General features: G+C 67.6%; 15 protein-coding genes. 4 read left to right on the top strand and 11 right to left on the bottom strand.

Annotated elements, in window-relative coordinates; all coding sequences use genetic code 11:
- Window positions 1-5: 5 nt before the first annotated feature.
- The 5 genes from QQS16_RS06350 to QQS16_RS06330 form a co-directional block, all read right to left on the bottom strand.
- Window positions 6-701, bottom strand: coding sequence for an HAD family hydrolase (locus QQS16_RS06350; protein ID WP_286060627.1), 696 nt, complete (start codon window positions 699-701; stop codon window positions 6-8).
- Entirely contained in the window at window positions 698-1,867 is a 1,170-nt protein-coding gene (locus QQS16_RS06345; protein WP_286066236.1) for an MFS transporter, read from the bottom strand. The genes QQS16_RS06350 and QQS16_RS06345 overlap by 4 nt, the downstream gene beginning before the upstream one ends.
- 121 nt (window positions 1,868-1,988) lie before the next feature.
- Window positions 1,989-3,269 (bottom strand): MFS transporter, encoded by a 1,281-nt coding sequence (locus tag QQS16_RS06340; protein WP_286060626.1) that lies wholly within the window; start codon window positions 3,267-3,269, stop codon window positions 1,989-1,991.
- Window positions 3,270-3,471: 202 nt separating this feature from the next.
- The gene (locus QQS16_RS06335; RefSeq protein ID WP_006378930.1) at window positions 3,472-3,828 is read right to left on the bottom strand and encodes an SH3 domain-containing protein; all 357 of its coding nucleotides are present in this window, start codon (window positions 3,826-3,828) and stop codon (window positions 3,472-3,474) included.
- A 252-nt stretch (window positions 3,829-4,080) separates the two neighbouring features.
- Window positions 4,081-4,434: an SH3 domain-containing protein gene (locus tag QQS16_RS06330; protein WP_286060625.1), complete on the bottom strand. Its 354-nt coding sequence runs from the start codon at window positions 4,432-4,434 to the stop codon at window positions 4,081-4,083.
- A 721-nt stretch (window positions 4,435-5,155) separates the two neighbouring features.
- Here QQS16_RS06330 and QQS16_RS06325 point away from each other — a divergent pair.
- The 4 genes from QQS16_RS06325 to QQS16_RS06310 all read left to right on the top strand — a co-directional run bounded on the left by QQS16_RS06325 (window position 5,156) and on the right by QQS16_RS06310 (window position 7,330).
- Window positions 5,156-5,719, top strand: coding sequence for a DNA-binding protein (locus QQS16_RS06325; protein WP_286060624.1), 564 nt, complete (start codon window positions 5,156-5,158; stop codon window positions 5,717-5,719).
- Window positions 5,720-6,038: 319 nt separating this feature from the next.
- Window positions 6,039-6,539: a hypothetical protein gene (locus QQS16_RS06320; RefSeq protein WP_286060623.1), complete on the top strand. Its 501-nt coding sequence runs from the start codon at window positions 6,039-6,041 to the stop codon at window positions 6,537-6,539.
- On the top strand, window positions 6,536-6,721 hold the full coding sequence (locus QQS16_RS06315; RefSeq protein ID WP_286060622.1) for a hypothetical protein: 186 nt from the start codon (window positions 6,536-6,538) through the stop codon (window positions 6,719-6,721). Before QQS16_RS06320 ends, QQS16_RS06315 begins: the two co-directional genes overlap by 4 nt.
- Before the next feature lie 39 nt (window positions 6,722-6,760).
- Window positions 6,761-7,330 (top strand): hypothetical protein, encoded by a 570-nt coding sequence (locus QQS16_RS06310; RefSeq protein WP_286060621.1) that lies wholly within the window; start codon window positions 6,761-6,763, stop codon window positions 7,328-7,330.
- A 72-nt stretch (window positions 7,331-7,402) separates the two neighbouring features.
- On the opposite strand, the gene QQS16_RS06305 is transcribed toward QQS16_RS06310, so the two are convergent.
- From QQS16_RS06305 to QQS16_RS06280, 6 genes are all read right to left on the bottom strand, one after another.
- Window positions 7,403-7,882, bottom strand: a complete 480-nt coding sequence (locus tag QQS16_RS06305) for a hypothetical protein (RefSeq protein WP_286060620.1) — start codon at window positions 7,880-7,882, stop codon at window positions 7,403-7,405.
- 100 nt (window positions 7,883-7,982) lie between these two features.
- On the bottom strand, window positions 7,983-10,901 hold the full coding sequence (locus QQS16_RS06300) for a hypothetical protein (protein ID WP_286060619.1): 2,919 nt from the start codon (window positions 10,899-10,901) through the stop codon (window positions 7,983-7,985).
- 497 nt (window positions 10,902-11,398) lie between these two features.
- The gene (locus tag QQS16_RS06295; protein ID WP_286060618.1) at window positions 11,399-13,693 is read right to left on the bottom strand and encodes a hypothetical protein; all 2,295 of its coding nucleotides are present in this window, start codon (window positions 13,691-13,693) and stop codon (window positions 11,399-11,401) included.
- Window positions 13,694-13,748: 55 nt separating this feature from the next.
- The gene (locus QQS16_RS06290; protein ID WP_286060617.1) at window positions 13,749-14,648 is read right to left on the bottom strand and encodes a hypothetical protein; all 900 of its coding nucleotides are present in this window, start codon (window positions 14,646-14,648) and stop codon (window positions 13,749-13,751) included.
- A 202-nt stretch (window positions 14,649-14,850) separates the two neighbouring features.
- Entirely contained in the window at window positions 14,851-15,342 is a 492-nt protein-coding gene (locus QQS16_RS06285; RefSeq protein WP_286060616.1) for a hypothetical protein, read from the bottom strand.
- A 144-nt stretch (window positions 15,343-15,486) separates the two neighbouring features.
- Window positions 15,487-15,678, bottom strand: coding sequence for a hypothetical protein (locus QQS16_RS06280; RefSeq protein WP_286060615.1), 192 nt, complete (start codon window positions 15,676-15,678; stop codon window positions 15,487-15,489).
- Window positions 15,679-15,749 lie beyond the last annotated feature (71 nt).

The raw sequence follows: 15,749 nt of genomic DNA, 5'->3' as shown, positions 1-15,749 counted from the left end.
GGGGGTCATGCGCTCGTGGTGAGGTCGGCTGCCGGGTGTGTGATGGCGGGCGGCCGGGGAAGCCGGCGGGCGAGTGCGGCCGGGTCGCCGGTGTAGTGCAGGGTTTGCAGGCCGAGTTGCTCGGCGGCTTCGACGTTGTCCAGCCGGTCGTCGACGAACAGGGTCTTTGAGGGCTGGGGCATTCCGGCGGCCTCGAGCGCTGCCTCGTAGGCCCGCTTGTGGGGCTTGTTCACTCCGATGCGGGCGGAGTAGACGGTCCGGCTGAACAAGGTGGCGCACCATTCGGCGTCGTCGAGGGCATTTGCCAGCGGTTTGGGCGCGTTGGACAGGAGTACGAGGCGCAGCCCGGTGGCGTGGGCTGTGCGCAGGAGGTCCAGCACGGCGGGGTCCGTGGCGGTCCACATGTCGAGGTCGGCGCTTGCGAGGGCGGCCAGGAGGGTGCTGCCCGCAGGCGCGGTGCGCCCGTTGCGCAGCAGTCCGCTCCAGAACGTGTGGGTGGTGGCGATGCCCTGGTCGTAGGGCTCCCGCCGCTGCCAGAAGGCCTGTTGGAAGGCGGGGGTCTCCTGGGGGTGCCAGCCCGCGAGTTCGGCGAGCCGGGCCCACTGGGGCGGGCCGGGCTGGCGGCCGATGACCCCGTTGTAGTCGAGGATCACGGCCTCGAGGCCGGCGCCGCTGGGGGTGGTGGGCTGGGAAGAGGTCAACGGGACTCCAGGGCTCGGTGGGAGACGAAAGCGACGGTCGCGGTCAGGACGACGAGCAGGGCCAGCGCGGTGGTCAGGCTGGTGAGCGAGGCGATCGCCCCGATGGCGGCCGGTCCGGCGAGCAGGCCGAGGTAGCCGATGGTGGCGACGGTGCCCACGGCGCGTGGTCCTCCCCGTCCGGCGGCTGTGATGAGGGCCGGCATGGCCGTGGACAGGCCGGCTCCGAGGGCCATCCAGCCGAGCAGGGCGGCCGGGGCGCTGCCGGCGATCAGTGCAGCGCCGAGTCCGGCGGCGGCGAGGGTGGCGCCGGCGCGTACCAGGGCGGGTGCTCCGTAGCGGCCGGTCAGCCGGTCGCCCACGAGCCGGCCTACGGCCATGGCGGCGCTGTAGAGGGCGTAGGCGGCCGCCGCTGTTGCCTCGGAGCTGTTGAGGGAGTGCAGGTGCACTGCCGACCAGTCGGCGGCGGCGCCCTCGGCTAGCAGGCACGCAGCGGCCAGGGCACCGAGCAGCCACACCTTGGTGTGGGAGGTCTGCGCCGGCTTTGCCTCGTCCGGAACCGCTTCGGGACGCTCGGGTGCGTGGTCGAGGGAGGTGGCCGTTCGTACGGCCGGAACGGCGGTGGCAGCGGCGAGCACCGTGAAGGCACCGACCATCGCGAACAGCACCTCGTGGGACATCCAGGTGGTCACGGCTGCGAGCGCGGCCCCGCACAGAGCACCGATCGAGTAGGCGGCGTGCAGCCCGGACATGATCGACCGCTGGAAGGCGATCTCGCAGTGAACGGCAGATACGTTGCAGCCGACGTCAAGCAGCCCGTGTGCGAAGCCGAAGACGACGGCAGCCGCGATCAGGGTCGGCAGCGTGCGGCACTGGCCGAGGAGAGCCAGGGCGAGGCCGAAGATGACGGCGGGGACGACCAGCAGTCGGGAGGGACCGTGCCGGTCGGCCAGGCGCCCGCCGAGCTGGAGCCCGGCGACCATGCCGGCTGCGGCGCCGAGAAGAACGAGTGACAGATGGCCCGTCCCAAGGTTGGCCACCCTCTGCACTGAGGGCATCCTCGTGCCCCAGACCGCCATGACGAGGCCCATCACGGCGAAGACTCCGAGCAGCAGCCGTCGGTCGCCCGTCGGCGGTGCGGACTGCTCGGCCGGAGCGATCGCAGTCATCGGCCTGCCCCCGGCGCGGGCGTGGGCCGGGCTGTCGAAACAGGTGGCCATCTGTGCGGTGCTGCCCAGGAGTTGGGGCATGTGGTGCTGTGTCTCATGGTCCGGTTCTCCGGTTCGGCGGTCAGGTAGCGGCGGGGACAGGGACGGCGGTCACACGGGAGGCGGTGCGGCGCTGGGTGAGGCCCGCGAGCGGCAGGCACAGGGCTGCGCCCATGGCACCGGCGGCAAGGGTGGTAAGCGCGGCGAGAACCCCACCGCCCGAGGTCAGGGACACGGCCGCGAGAACCGGGGCGATGATCACGGCGACGGCGAGGGTTGAACCCCAGATCCCGGCGTACAGACCACGGGCGTGTACGGGCGAGATCTTGGTGACGATGTCGTTGGCGGCGATGAAGAAGACGATCTCCCCGGGGACGGCCGCCGCCACGGCGAGGCTGTAGCCCGCCGTGGTGTCGGCGAGGCCTGCGCTGCCCATGCCCGCGCCCAGCAGGAGCGATCCGACGGCGAGCAGGCCGGTGACCGGCTGGGAACCGTCGCAGCGGCGCCGCAGCCACGGGTTGAGCAGCGGGGTGAGCACGACGACGGCGCCGGCGTTGGCGACCTGTGTCCATCCGTAGGCGTCGGCGGCGAGCCCGTCGTCCTCCATCAGCAGCGGCAGCACGGTGAACATGCCGGCAGCGCAGGTCAGGGCGGCCACACTAGCCATCCACAGCAGCCACAGGCGGGCGTCGCGCACGGCCGAGCGCAGCGGGGTGCGCGCGGCGGGCTCGCTGGGGCGGGCCGAGGCGGCCGGGGTGTCGTCGTCGAGGTAGCGATGGGCGAGCAGGGCACAGGCCGCGCAGGTGGCGGCGTTGAACCAGAACAGCACCGGGAAGCCAAGCTGTCCGGCCAGCAGGCCGCCTACCGCGCCGGTGATCGCCGCGCCGATGTTCACGGCCCCGTGGCGCCAGCCGTTGACGGCGGCGCGCTGTCCGTCGTCGGCGATGAGGTCGGCGATGGCCGCGGAGACAACCGGCCTCGGCGCGTCGTACACGATGCCCGCGATCAGGGCTCCGGTGCACACGGCGGCGAACGCGTGTGCCTGGGACATCACGGGCAGGCAGACGGCGGCTGTGAGCATGGCGGCCACGAGGGTGCGGCGCCGGCCGAGCCGGTCGGCGGCCCAGCCGGTGAGCAGCTGGCCGACGAGCCATCCGATGCCGAAGACCGCGAGGGCATGGCCGACAGCGGCGGTGGTGTAGCCCAGGTCCTTGAGGTGATAGCTGAGGAAGGGATAGGCGAAGCCGAAGCCGCGCGCCACCAGGGTGATGACGAGCAGTGCCCAGATCGTCGGCGGCCAGGGCCGCGGTCGGGACGGTTCGGCGTCCTTGGCGGTGGAGACGGGCATGGTGGTGGCTGACACGGACGCTCCGGGGAAAGCAGGGGCGAGACGTTTCCTGGTGGGGGCGGCCGGCGTCAGCTGGTTCGGGCGCCGGACGGGAAGGGCGGAGCGTGGGGGCGTCGCCGTGGGCGGACGACGCCCCCACTGAGCAGCCGGGCCAGCGCCCGCTCCGGAAGGACGCGGGGATGTCGCCCCAGGGGATGGAAGCGAGGGGCCGGGCCGGTCAGCCGGCCAGCTGGTAGAGGCCGTCGTCGCGCACCCAGCCTCGGGTCCCCTTGGGGATGCCGGACTTGGAGCGCTGGGTGAGCTGGCTGTAGTCCCAGTTGCCGCGGCTGCACAGCACGGTCAACTTGTCGCCCCGGTACAGGAGGCCGCGGCTGGCGTAAGCGGTGGATGGGCCTGTGCGGTAGTTCCAGCCGGCCTTGGCCACGGTGGCGCCGTAGTTCGGCCAGTTGACGGTGCACTTGCTGTTCTCACCGACGGCGTGCGCGGCGGGAGCGGAGGCCACGGTCAGGGTGGCAGCGGCCGCGAGTGCGAGGGCGGCGGGCGCAACCGAGCGGAGGGCGAGATTGCGGATCATCGGGAAACAACCTTCCGAAAGGGAGGAGGGGGCACGGCGTCGCCCCGTCCCCGGCCAGGGCGTAGCCACTGGCCGGGGCCCCTGCGTCAGAAGTGCGGCGTGAGGCCGCCCTGTCGGGCATGGGAAGAGGCGCGTCCTGTGCTGGGCGCTGTGTGGGGGTGCGGAGTGGTGCGTTGGTGAGTGATGCGGGGCGTATGTCTGCCTGATGACGCCTTGAGTTGCCCGGCGTGGATCGACTGAGCCGCGGCCGGCTCAGTCGAGCTGCATGGGGACGCAGTCGTAGGCGTACTTCTTGGCGACCCAGCCGGTGGTGTTCTTGGCCAGCCCGGTCCTGGACTTCTGGCCGAGCTTGAGCTTGATCCAGGAGCCCTTGGTGGCGACCTTCTTGCCCCAGTCGCCCTTGTAGAGCAGGCCCTTGGACTTGTAGGCGGTCGACGGCCCGGTCCTGAAGTTCACCGCGTTGGTGTTGATTTCGTAGTAGACGCGCGGCTTGCACGGCATCTCGGCCGCAGTGGCGGCCGGGGCGGTGGTCGCGGCCAGGCCGGCGGTCACCGACAGGGCAAGCATGGCCGTGGCGGCAAGTCGAGCGGGAGCACGAAGTCGCATGGGATCCCTTCAATTCATGGGGTGGGGACATGGGTGACGGGGCGAGACGCCCCACCGGCCGCACGGTGATGCGGGCGGGCTGCGCATCGGGTCGCACGGGCCGCTGCCAGTGCACGGACGGTGGGCATGGCTGTCCGAGTCGCTGGCGGTTCTATGCGGCCTTCCTCCGGCGTGCGACCGAGGCCTGGGTTGTCGTCATGGCATCGCGCCGCAAGGCGATGGATGCAGCGGCAGTGGCTCCGACCTGAATGGCCTCCATGGGAATGGGACGAAGCGAGACTGCGCGAGACGCGGCGGTGGAGACTCGCACTCGACTCAGCGAGGAGGCATGCTCGGTCACGACTGCGCCGCAATCAGCGGAAGAGTCGCGCCCGAACATGTTGCCCGCCTTGTCTAGAGTGAACCGAACGCCTATTGCGATCCTATCGAATCACGAGTCCGATTGTTATTCAATAGGCAGTCGACTATGACTCAATGGGCATCGCTGTGCGGGACAGTGCGGAGCTGGCTGCGACTACAAGACCGACCTGAGCTTCTTTCGCCAAGCTGTGCCTCTTGTCGCACCCGCCCTCGGCCTGAGGGAACGCGGAGGCTACGACTCCCGGAATCTGTCGTGCGCCTATGTGGCGACGGCTCAGGACTATGTGACAACCCACCCGGGGGTCGCGCCGAGCACGCCTATGATCGACGCATGCCGTCGTCCCTTCCCACGTCCCTTGCTGTGTCCGACGCCATCACCCACTACCGCCAGCTGCGCGAGCTGACCATCGACGAGCTGGCCTATGTGTTGTGGATGCTCGATCACCCGATCTCAGTCGACGCCCTTGCGGAGATGGAGCGATGCGCTCGCCCCGTGACCGTCGACGACCTCGTCGCGATCGCCTACGCGCTCGACACGACCCCCTCGGTGCTGCTGTCGCACATTCCCATCGACATGCCGGAACCCGAGGGGCCCCTGGCCACCGGGCTCCCCGGCGACGTCGACCAGTCCGAGCTCCGCGCCTGGCTTGAGGGGAAGACCACGCTCGACCGTGAGTCGCGGGTGGGCTGGTGGAAAGAGCGGGTTGCCCGCCTCAGGGTCCGGTCGGCGCACCACGAGGAACAGCTGCAGGGCGCGTACGCGGAGCTGCGCGAGCTCGGTGACCTGGCGCTCCAGGAAGCAGACGCCCCGCCGGTGCAGCGTCTTCAGTGGCTCATCCAGGACGGCGAGCACGCGCTCAGCCAGTCCGAAGTCGCACTGGCGCTGACTGAGCATCGGCTCGACAACCTCCGAGAAGGCGCCTGACAGCCATGAGTCATGGCCAGTCAAAGTCACCTAACCATAGGCGACTTCGACTAACCTTCTGTCGTTAGGTGGTACATCCGGTACGTCAATCTGCAATACTGACAGTGCGCTTGTGAATGCCTTCGCAAGTGCTGATGTACGAGAAGAAAGCTCGGAAGTCGGTCAGGTGGTCCTCAAGGGGGCCGGCTTCGGCTCCCGGGCGTGGTCGGGATCGGGGTCTCGGGGATGCAGTGTGGAACTGCGGAGTCGAGACGCTGGTCCCTGTGAAGATGGCACCGCCTGGACGCGCAGGACTGAACGAGGGAAAGCGGGGGCGATCATGACTGAGGATCAGCCTCAGTTACCCGAGCGGCCGACACAGGGCCATGCAACAGCTTCACAGGCCGTGCCGCCGCGACCGCAGGTTCCGCCCGTTGTCACGGCCGAGCAGTGGGGCGCAGGGTTCCAGCAGACGCATCACCGCGAGCCGACGATGTCCGAGTATCTGGCCGCCGTTCATGCCGGACTGATCGCTCCCGAGTGCCGGCCTCGTGATCCGTCGATGCAGCAGAGCACCTCGCGCCCGGTACTGGCCAAGCTGAGGGGGCTGGCCACCTTTATCCTTCCCGCCGCGGCGTTCCTGGCGATCATCTCGCTGTTCCTGCCGGTCGCTTCAGCCATGGGCTTCTCGGTCAACTACTTCAGCGACGAGGCCGGCGGCGAGGGCGGCTTCCTGCTCTTCATCATGCTCGCGGCCATCGCTGCCTCTGTCGTGGCAGTCATCCGCAAGGCGAACTGGTCCCGCATCACCGCCGGAGTCGTGGCATCGTCGTCGGCATGATCGACGGCTTCGGGACCATGGGCTCCGTCAGCGGCACCCGTTACGCCTCCGTCGGAGCAGGCGTGGTGCTCCTGGCGCTGCTGTCGGTCGTGATGCTGGCTGCTGCCGTCCTCATCCGGCTGCCGTCGCGTCAGGCGTCTACGATCCCGCAGATGCCACCGACCCAGCCTCCGCAGAGCTGACCCCGATCGACCATCCAGAACGAACGAAGGAAGAACGCCATGAAGACCACCAGGACCGCGCATGCGACGCGGACCAGGATCGCCGTGTTCGCCGTGGCCCTGGCCGGGGGCGCGCTCATACTCACCGCCTGCGGCGGGAGCAGCGATGCTGCTTCCTCGCAGAGCCCCAGCAGCAACCAGGCTTCCAGCTTCGACGGTGCCTACATCTCCATCACCGACGGGGCGCGCGGCGGCATCGCAGCCGTCGAAGGCCACAAGATCACGTACATCAACGTCACCGCTGGCGACCAGCAGTGCCAGCTGACCACGAAGGCCCTCGACGACATCAAGCACGGCTCGATCGTCAAGGACGGCAAGACCGACAAGGGGCAGTACCAGGTTCTCTCGACCGGCACGATCAACGACAGCCGGACCAGCGTGCTCTGGGACGACGTCAACGGCTCCGACCAGACAGGCGCTGACCCGGGATCCGGCTCGATCTCGATGTCGAACAGCATGATCACGCTCGGGTACACCTTCGCCTATTCGATCGACCAGGTACAGCTCATCCCCGCCGACAGCGACCAGGCGAAGGCCTTGATGGCCAAGGACTGCAACCAGCACAGCTGATTGCCGCACCACCCAGGCAGCACAGAACCCCGTGGACATCATGTCCACGGGGTTCTGTCTTTTCTCTGACACCTACTCCTGGAGCTGCTGCGCCTGGTACTCCGCAATCGTCTCCGCTGGCCGGCCGTACTTCGGCGCGTGCTGCTCGACGAAATCCAGCTCAGCCCACGCTGCCGGCTGCCGGATCCTCGACCGGGCCGCCACGACGAACACCGTGGCACTGATGGCGATGTTGAGCAGACACCACCCGGCCAGCAACGCGGTCAGCACCACAGGCAGACTGTCCTCGATCGCCAGGGTGGCCAGAACGACCAAGCCTGCGCTGTTGGCCAAGAGGCTGGCCACGTACCCCTCGAACGTGCCGGACAGGCGCGCCAGAGTCCGCGGCTCGTCGCGATGCCGCACGGCGCGCACCATCTCGCCGACGAACACCACGATGGCCACGGCCGCCGCAGTGCTCAATGCCAGGTCGCGGATCCCGGTGATCCACCATCGCGCCGAGCGCCACCAGCCGCTCGGGAACTCACCGCGAAGCCTCGATCCAAGCCTCATGCCCTTCCCCTTCTCCTCCCGCCACGCAAAAGACGACGTACCCGGTGAGGACGACCTCCATCATCCTCACCGGGTGCGTCAGCCCTCCACGCTCGCCCGATCAGTCCCGCGGCTTCTCGCGCCGGCCCTGGCGAAGACCACCGGCCGGCCGCTGCTGCGGCTCCGGAGTCTCCACGTTCCGAGGAGCCGGATCGGCAACCCGGCGCGGACGGGGACGAGAGCGCGGAACCGGAGCCTGCCGCGGCGAAGGGGCCGGTGCAGGAGCCGACGTCCGCGGAGTCTGAGCCCGCGGGGCGGGCCCCTGGCGCGGCGTCGACGCCGCCGCCTGGATCGCACCCGGCTGACGCGCTGCCTGCGTCCGAGCCGGAGTCGGCGCACCAGGCGCAGCCGGAGTCTGACCCGAAACCGGAGCGGCCACGGGACGAGGAGCCGACGTTCCGGCTCCCAGCTGCCTCGGAGCCGGGGTGCCCTGAGCGGAGCGCGTCGGACGCGTGCTCGGCGAGGCCGGCTGCTCGGAAGCAGGGACAGGCACAAGACCAGGAGCAGCTCCGCCGCTGAAGCGCTGCGGTGCAGCCTGCTGGTTGCTGCCCTGCTGGCTCTGCGCACCCTGGGCACCCATGCCGAACTGCGCCGGGCCCGTCTGACCGGCGACGGCCTTACGGCCTCCGCTGGTCGGAACAGAACCAGCGCTGCTCTGCCCCTGAGCACCACCGCGAGAACTCGACGGCTCCGTCGACGAGGCCAGAACCTCGCCGGGGATGACCTTGTTGCCGTCCGAGGTGTACCCGAGGTTCGACAGGCCGCCCTGGTTGCTCAGGCCCAGCGCCGTCTGCTTGTCAGAGTGCGAGCTGCCCGCTCCACCACTCGTCAGCTGCAGCGGGCCACCCTTGTCGTCGGGGCCGTCACTCTGGCCGGACGCGCCCGGGGCACCAGCAGGACCGCTGCCGCCCGGCAGAGCCTTGGCGTCACCGCCGCCGCCACCGCTGCCAGGACCACCGTCCAGTGCCGGGCTGTTCGGATCGCCCGGGCCACCCTCGCCGCCGCCCTCCAGGGCCAGCGGCGGTTTGCCGGCAGGCAGAGCCGTGGCGTCGCCGTTCGTGCCGCCGGCGTTCGTCGACGCCGTCTTGCCCGCGGGCTTGCCCGTGCTCGGAGACGCCGGGCCGCTGGTCTTGCTGTTGAACCCGTTGGCGAGCTTGTTGCCCATGGCCATACCCGCGCCGGCCCCTGCACCTGAGGCCAGAGCAGGCATCAGCCCGCCCTTGTCCGGCTTCGGCGCGGTGTTGGTCTCCAGGAACTTGTCCACGAGCTTGGTGACCACCTCGTCCATCGCCTGCAGCACCGTCTTGCGGACCCGCAGCAGAGCGAAGGTGATGCCCATGATCATCAGCGACGAGATGAGCGTCAGGATCACCACGATGGTCCCGCCGAGTGCGGCGCTGCCCCACAGGCCGCCCGGGCTCATGAAGCTCGAAACGGGCCCGGCAATGATGTCCGGGACCGAGATCAGGAACTCTCCGACGAACTGGTAGATGAACAGCGTGACGAGGACTTCCAGGATCAGCGCCATGGAGTAGACGATTACCTTGGCGATCGCGGCCATCGCGCCCAGCGTTGCGAACGGCACGGCTGCCACGAGGCCGAAGGTCCTCTTGATCGCGCCGGCCAGCATGCCGATGGCGTACCAGAAGCCGAGCAGGACGATGGAGCCCAGGATCGTGGCTGCGTTGGACCAGTACATAAACTTCGCCGGCCCCGTGCCCACCTGACTGACGGCCATGTGGTTCTCGCGGGTGAACCCGCTGGTGGCGTTGCTCGAGCTGTACATGTTCAGCGAGCTGGGGCTGAACCCGGTGTTGAGGTAGTTGTACGCCGCCAGAGGAGACAGGTTGCACGAGGAGGGCGTCTTGCCCACCGTGAAACCGCAGTTGCTCTTCGTCCCGGTCGTCGTGAAGACCGTCGAGTCCTTGCCGGGACGAGAGGAGGTCAGGCCCGTGCCGTCGGTCGAGATCACCGGGTGATCGACCGGCTTCGGCTCCTCCTCCTCACCGAAGTCCTCCACGTCGCCGTAGCTGTCCTTGTCGACGAACCAGCTCTTCTTGACATCCGCGCTCTCGTCCAGCTGCGTGATCGAGCTCTTGATCCCCGACTCGAAGTCGGAAGCTGCGATCTCGTTGCCGCCGATGTACTTGCCGATGATCCCGAAGGTCGAGAACACCGCCTTGAAGTCATCCGACGCACCGGTGCCGACGGAGACCGTGCCGTCCTTCCAGGCCGACTCGGCGTCGTTGGCCTTCGTGCCGATGCTGATGCCGTTGAACGTCGCTCCGTGGGACTGCTTGTTGATCGCCAGCGCGCTCGTGCGCACCGACATCATCGCGTCAGAGCTCGCCTGGTCGCCGTTCCAGGAGACAGTGGCCTGGTCCGGGATCCCGAGGCGGTCGTTCATCATCCACGCCTCGAAGTCGACGTACGTGCTCAGCACGACGCGCGTCGGACCGGCATGCTGACCAAGAACGGAGTCGTCGAACTTGTCGAGCACGCTGGTGTACATCGACCCGATGAGTGGCAGGCCGACGCCGATGAAGACGACGCGCACGATGAGCTTCTTGATCGCCGAACCCCGGTCCATCTTCTTGAACATGACCAGGCCGATGAGCAGGAAGCCGATGAAGATCGGCACCAGCACTTGCCACGAGATATCGACAAGCAGGCCATACCAGCCACTGATCCAGTGCTGCAGGCCCGAGAGCGCGCCGCCTCCGGTGTCACCTCCCGTCATCCCGTCGGCGAAGGTCGGATTGACCGCCCTGACCGCCTGGTAGAACCACATGAAGGGGTTGATGAGCTTCAGGAACTGGAGGACGACGTAGAACAGCGTGCCGACCGCCAGCGCCAGGGCGTAGAGGACCCAGATGATGGAGCCTCCGATCACGCTGACGATCTGGCCGCCGATGCCCGAGGACATCGTGTCCAGGCCGAGGTCGTTGTTCGCGGCCCCGAAGTGCGCGTAGTCGAGCATGCCCGAGTACTTCGCGTTGCCCTTGTCGTCTTTCGCGGCCAGGGTCTCGTACGTGACGGTCTGGGAGGACCCCGAGACCTCGGCGAAGAACCAGCCCACGATGTTGCCCAGGCTGAAATCCGGGTCGGCGTAGCCGAGCATGGAGCCGCCCGAGGCCGGGCTGCCTACGACCGGCTTCCAGTTGTCGTGCATGCCCTTGTCGTTCGACGGCGAGTTCTCCTCGCTGAAGTACGAGCTCGCATTCGAAGCCAGCTGGTAGAGGCTGTAGTTGTCGCGCTCCTTCTGGTCGTCCGCGGACGCCGGCGAAGAGGCAGCCATCATGAGGACCGGCACGAACAGCGCGGCCAGGAGCACGAGGGCGAGCCCACGCGCGAGCCTGCCCTGGCGGACTCCGCCACGGCCGGGGCAGGCCCAGGCACGCATCCGCGCCACCGCCGTGATCGTCCCGTTCATCGTCTCTCCCCTGCTCCTCGCCTTCGTATCAGCGCTGACCTCGTTCATGCCTTGACCAGCTTCTTCGGCTTTGGCTTCCTCGCTGGCCGCCTTGCGCCGTCCTCGGGCTCCTGCAGGCTCTTCTTGCCGTCGCGGCGCTTGCCCCCGTCGCTCTGGCCCGCGTCAGCCTCGCTGTCGCCGCCCTCGCTGTGCTTCCGGATGCTGGTGAGGTTCGCGCCCGGTGCAGGCTTGTCGTGCATGATCGCGTCCATCCGCGCCGCCTCTTCGGCCCTGGCCGCCTCCAGGCGGACCTGCCTGCGCTGGGCCTCGCGGTAGGGGTTGATCCCCAGTGCCAGGTCCAGGTGGAAGACCACGTTGGAGACGCCCCGGCGCAGATACGTGAGGTTCTCGCCCTTGGTCGTGATGAGCTGGGCGAGATCCGGCGGAATCCGCTGGTGCAGCTGCTTCTGGTACTCCGTCACCGTGCCGTCGCGCATCGGGCCGAAGAGCGTGTAGTCCGCGGCGTCGAACTTGTTGAAGTCGCTGTCGGCCAGCATCGTGTCGACGTCGTTGTAGCTGTAGACCACCCGGCCGCCACGCTCGTACATATGGTCGAACTGGTCCTTGATGTACTTCTTCACCCGGTCGTCGATGTGCTCGGTGCCGTGGATGATCACCGTGTCGCCGAGCCCCAGCTTGCCAACGGCGAAGCCGACGATGTTCACCAGTTGCGCCATCGCCACGCCCTTGCCGCGGCGCATGAGCCGCGAGAAGTCGTAGACCACGCGCCGCGAATCCCGGACCCCGTCCACGGCCGAGGCCGTGTGGTTGTTGAACAGGTCGCCGTTGGTGCTCAGCATCGCGTTGGCGATGCCCCTGAGCACGTTGTAGGCGCGCAGCTGGTCCGGGTCGGTCTTGGTGGAGTTCAGCAGTTCCTTGTGCGCGGTTGCCAAGTAGGAGACGAACATCTGAAGACGCGGCACCTGGGTGTGTGGGATGTTCACCACGCGCAGGCGGTGACGCTGCTCCTTGGCGTTGTGCCGCCACATGCCCTGCTCGATGTAGAAGTCGGTCGCGGTGTCTTCGAGGGCGCTGCGGATGATCGAGCCGATCGCTCCGTCGCTGGTCTCGTAGAGCTGCTCGAACATCAGCTTGAGCTTCTCCATCTGGGCGGAGAAGACCATCAGCTCGTCCTCCTCCTCGCCGAACATCTCGAACATGTTCACATCACCCTGATTCAGGTCCACGCGCGAGGTGAGCCGCTCGAATTTCGGGCCGAGCTTGTCGAGGTTCGCTCCGTCGAGGATGAGGTGGACGACCTGGCCGTTGTTCAGCAGCGCCGCCTGAGAGATCTTCGAGCACCACATGTTGGCCACCCGCTGGCGGTCGAGGTACTCGCTGAGCGTGGCATCGGCGACGATCGCGTGGTGGTCGTAGGCGTTGACGTCCATGAGCACGGCGCTGTTGTTGACGTCGCCGACCATGTAGCCGACGTACTCGCCGCCCTTGTCGTTCAGGCCGTTGGTCACCAGCGAGTACGAGCCGGCCAGCTCGGTCGAGGTGAAGTGGAAGCCCTTGCCCTTCTTCTTCTCGTTGTTCTTCCACAGGCCCGAGAGCTCCTGACGCTGCTCGCCAGCGTAGGGCGCAGCCTTCAGCGTGCCGAATCGGTCGATGTACAGACGCGTGACCCGGTCGATCGTGTCGTCCAGGGTCGCCAGATCGGGGGCCTTGAGGAAGAGCCGGTTGTGCACCGAGAGGTAGCTCGCACCGTCCTGGATCTCGCCGATCGTGATCCCGAGGTCACCGGAGATCTTCGCGGCCTTGCGCTTGGAGGAGGTCGTGCCCGTCTCCTCCTGCTCGTTCGCATCCAGCCGGTCCAGCTTCTCCGACTGCTTGGTGTACGAGTCGATCCACTTCTCATCCATCCGCTTGACCTGCTCAAGCACGACGGCGGTGACCCGCTCGTCCAGGCCGTCCGGGATCCGATCGATACCCCAGAAGGCGGCGAAGTTGTCGTGCGCGGCGTCGTCGTGGAAGTACGCCAGGATGCAGGCGACCGAGCCGTCGACCTCGAAGTAGTCGGAGCGGAAGAGGTACTTCTCCTTCGGCTTCAGCGCGAGCAGGTGAGGGTAGGCGTCGAACGTACCCTGGAGGTGCTTCACCTCCCGGCGGCGCTGCCACCAGTTCTTCTTCGGCTCGGCGGCCTCATCGGCTGCGCCGTCCGCCGGCGCAGCGTCCTGCACGCCCTCAGCCTGAGCAGCACCGTCCGCGCGCAGATCATCGACCACAAGCTCCGCGGTCTCATTCGTCTCGTCAGGCTTCTTTCCCGGAATGCCGAGCTGTGCCCGGACTTTCGTCATCAGCGCCATGGTGTCCTTCGTTCGTTCCTCGTCGGGGTGGCCGGCCTGGCGCTGGTCAGTTCAGCGACGCCTTGAGATCGAGCAGCTCGTCGTCGATGCCCTGGTAGAAGACCCGGAGCATCGGCAGGGCCTCCTCGCGGTCGAGCATCGTGGCTTCTTTGATCATCAGAGTCGAGCCGCCGACCTCGGCCTGGAGGACCTGGTGCCCCCTGCGCAGTGCGTCGGCGTTCTTGCCCTTGAGCAGCAGGTACTGGTGGATCGAGGTGAACTTCCCGCCCACGTGCTGCGTGAGAATGTCGTATTGCTCGTTCTGCAGCTCGATCAGATCGGGATCGCGGACCTGCAGGGCCTGGTTGCGCCGTTCCAGGTGCGCCACCTGGTGGTAGACCCGCTGCGGCTCCTTCGTCGTGATGAAGCTGTGCTCGCAGGCCGTCTCGACCTTGCGCCAGAAGGAGTCCACCCGATCGAGGATCCCGACCCGGTCCTCGTCGAAGAGCAGGTAGCTAGCCGAGCCGACGACCAGGTAGACCCGACCTTCGCCGCCGTCGGAGAAGCGGATCAGCCCGTCCTCGTCGATCCCGTCGATGCCGACGATCGAGTAGAAGTCCGTGGGGTTCGAGCCACGACGGGTGAAGACATGGCGGGCCTTCAGCGGCAGGTAAGCCAGGAAGGCTGGCACGCGCATGATGCGCAGCTCCTTCGTCTTCATCAGCCCGCCGAAGTAGGCGATCGCCGCCAGTCCCCAAAGAACGAAGAACGTGATGGCCACCGGTCCCGAACTCGCGACGAACGTCGACGTGCTGAACCACAACAGGGCGAGGATGCCGCCGCCGAAGAAGAGCAGCTGCTTGATCGGGGAGGGCTTGGCCGCCCACCCTCCCTTGCTCAGCGTGATCTCGTGGTCGAGGAAGCTCCTGTTCAGCGAACTCGGCACCTTATAGGACAGTTTCGCCATGAATCTCTCATCTCCCCCCCTGTAACCCCAATGGCCATTGCTCGTCCTATCGAAAAGCCCTCATACGTGAGGTGTGTAGATGACATCCTATCTTAGATAGGTCATTTGAATCGAGGGAGAAAGGGGCTTGAATGGCGACGTCCGATGGCTCGGACTGGCGAGTCCGGGTTATCGGGTGTCGTCTGAGCGGCTGACAGGGCAGTCACGCCGCGGGAGCAGAGGCGCTCGGCCCATCGCTACCGCCTCGAAGCGCGGAACGTCGTTGCCCAGGTCGAGCACGGCCAGCGCATCGGCTGAGCCGTCCCGGTCGAAGATCTTGACGGACCGGCATCCCATCGAGCACTGCCTGCTCCAGGTGCCGGAAGTGGTAGTGCCCGGTGACGCACAGCGTCTCCTTGGCCGGATCGAGCACCGAGAGCACCCGCGCGGTGTGCACCTGCTGCGCCTCGCGCGCGTACGCCAGATCGTCGGGGCGCCAGCCGTGGCTGTCGCCGAGCCGCTGGATCAACCCCGGGACCGCCAGCGCCTCGTGGGCGAGCACCACATCAGGGCTTGCCCCGGCGTCCAGAAGACCCGCTGCCTGCTCGTCCGTGGGCAGCTCAGTCTCCCGCCACGTCAGGCCCGGCATCCGCACGCACCGGTCGATACTCGCTGCCCCTGCCAGCCGGTCGACGGAGTGCTGGTCGGCGCGCACGAGACTGGAGCGGGGAGGAGCGCCAGGTGCGGTCCCATCCAGAAGACCCGGAGCCGTTGCGCGACAGCGTGTCGATTACGTCGTAGTTCTCGTGGTTGCCCAACACGACGTGCAGGCGCACGCCCAGCAGGGCGAGCTGCTCGTTCAAAGCCTCCAGAGCCCGGATTGGATCTCGCTGCGCGTGCCGCGCCAGATCATCCCGAAGTCGCCCAGCTGCACCAGCGAAGTGCAGCCTCTCGACGTCGGCGTCACCACTGCGTCGTGCAAGAACCGGGCGTCGCCATGGACATCGCCGATCAGGCCCACCTGATCTCGCAGCTGCACGATGTCGTTCATCGTCCTCATCACATCCTTCTATTGTCGCTGTCGTGAAAAGGCTGCAGCGGGCCCCGAGGTCCGGGACCCGC

The sequence above is a fragment of the Streptomyces sp. ALI-76-A genome, assembly GCF_030287445.1.
In the GTDB taxonomy this organism is placed as follows: domain Bacteria; phylum Actinomycetota; class Actinomycetes; order Streptomycetales; family Streptomycetaceae; genus Streptomyces.
This window is presented reverse-complemented; position numbering and strand designations above follow the sequence as displayed.

Coding starts and splice junctions, on each gene's coding strand:
- QQS16_RS06345 (WP_286066236.1), bottom strand. CDS start 1,867: ATGACTGCGATCGCTCCGGCCGAGCAGTCCGCACCGCCGACGGGCGAC.
- QQS16_RS06335 (WP_006378930.1), bottom strand. CDS start 3,828: ATGATCCGCAATCTCGCCCTCCGCTCGGTTGCGCCCGCCGCCCTCGCA.
- QQS16_RS06330 (WP_286060625.1), bottom strand. CDS start 4,434: ATGCGACTTCGTGCTCCCGCTCGACTTGCCGCCACGGCCATGCTTGCC.
- QQS16_RS06320 (WP_286060623.1), top strand. CDS start 6,039: ATGACTGAGGATCAGCCTCAGTTACCCGAGCGGCCGACACAGGGCCAT.
- QQS16_RS06315 (WP_286060622.1), top strand. CDS start 6,536: ATGATCGACGGCTTCGGGACCATGGGCTCCGTCAGCGGCACCCGTTAC.
- QQS16_RS06310 (WP_286060621.1), top strand. CDS start 6,761: ATGAAGACCACCAGGACCGCGCATGCGACGCGGACCAGGATCGCCGTG.
- QQS16_RS06305 (WP_286060620.1), bottom strand. CDS start 7,882: ATGAGGCTTGGATCGAGGCTTCGCGGTGAGTTCCCGAGCGGCTGGTGG.
- QQS16_RS06300 (WP_286060619.1), bottom strand. CDS start 10,901: ATGCTCGACTACGCGCACTTCGGGGCCGCGAACAACGACCTCGGCCTG.
- QQS16_RS06295 (WP_286060618.1), bottom strand. CDS start 13,693: ATGACGAAAGTCCGGGCACAGCTCGGCATTCCGGGAAAGAAGCCTGAC.
- QQS16_RS06290 (WP_286060617.1), bottom strand. CDS start 14,648: ATGGCGAAACTGTCCTATAAGGTGCCGAGTTCGCTGAACAGGAGCTTC.
- QQS16_RS06280 (WP_286060615.1), bottom strand. CDS start 15,678: ATGAACGACATCGTGCAGCTGCGAGATCAGGTGGGCCTGATCGGCGAT.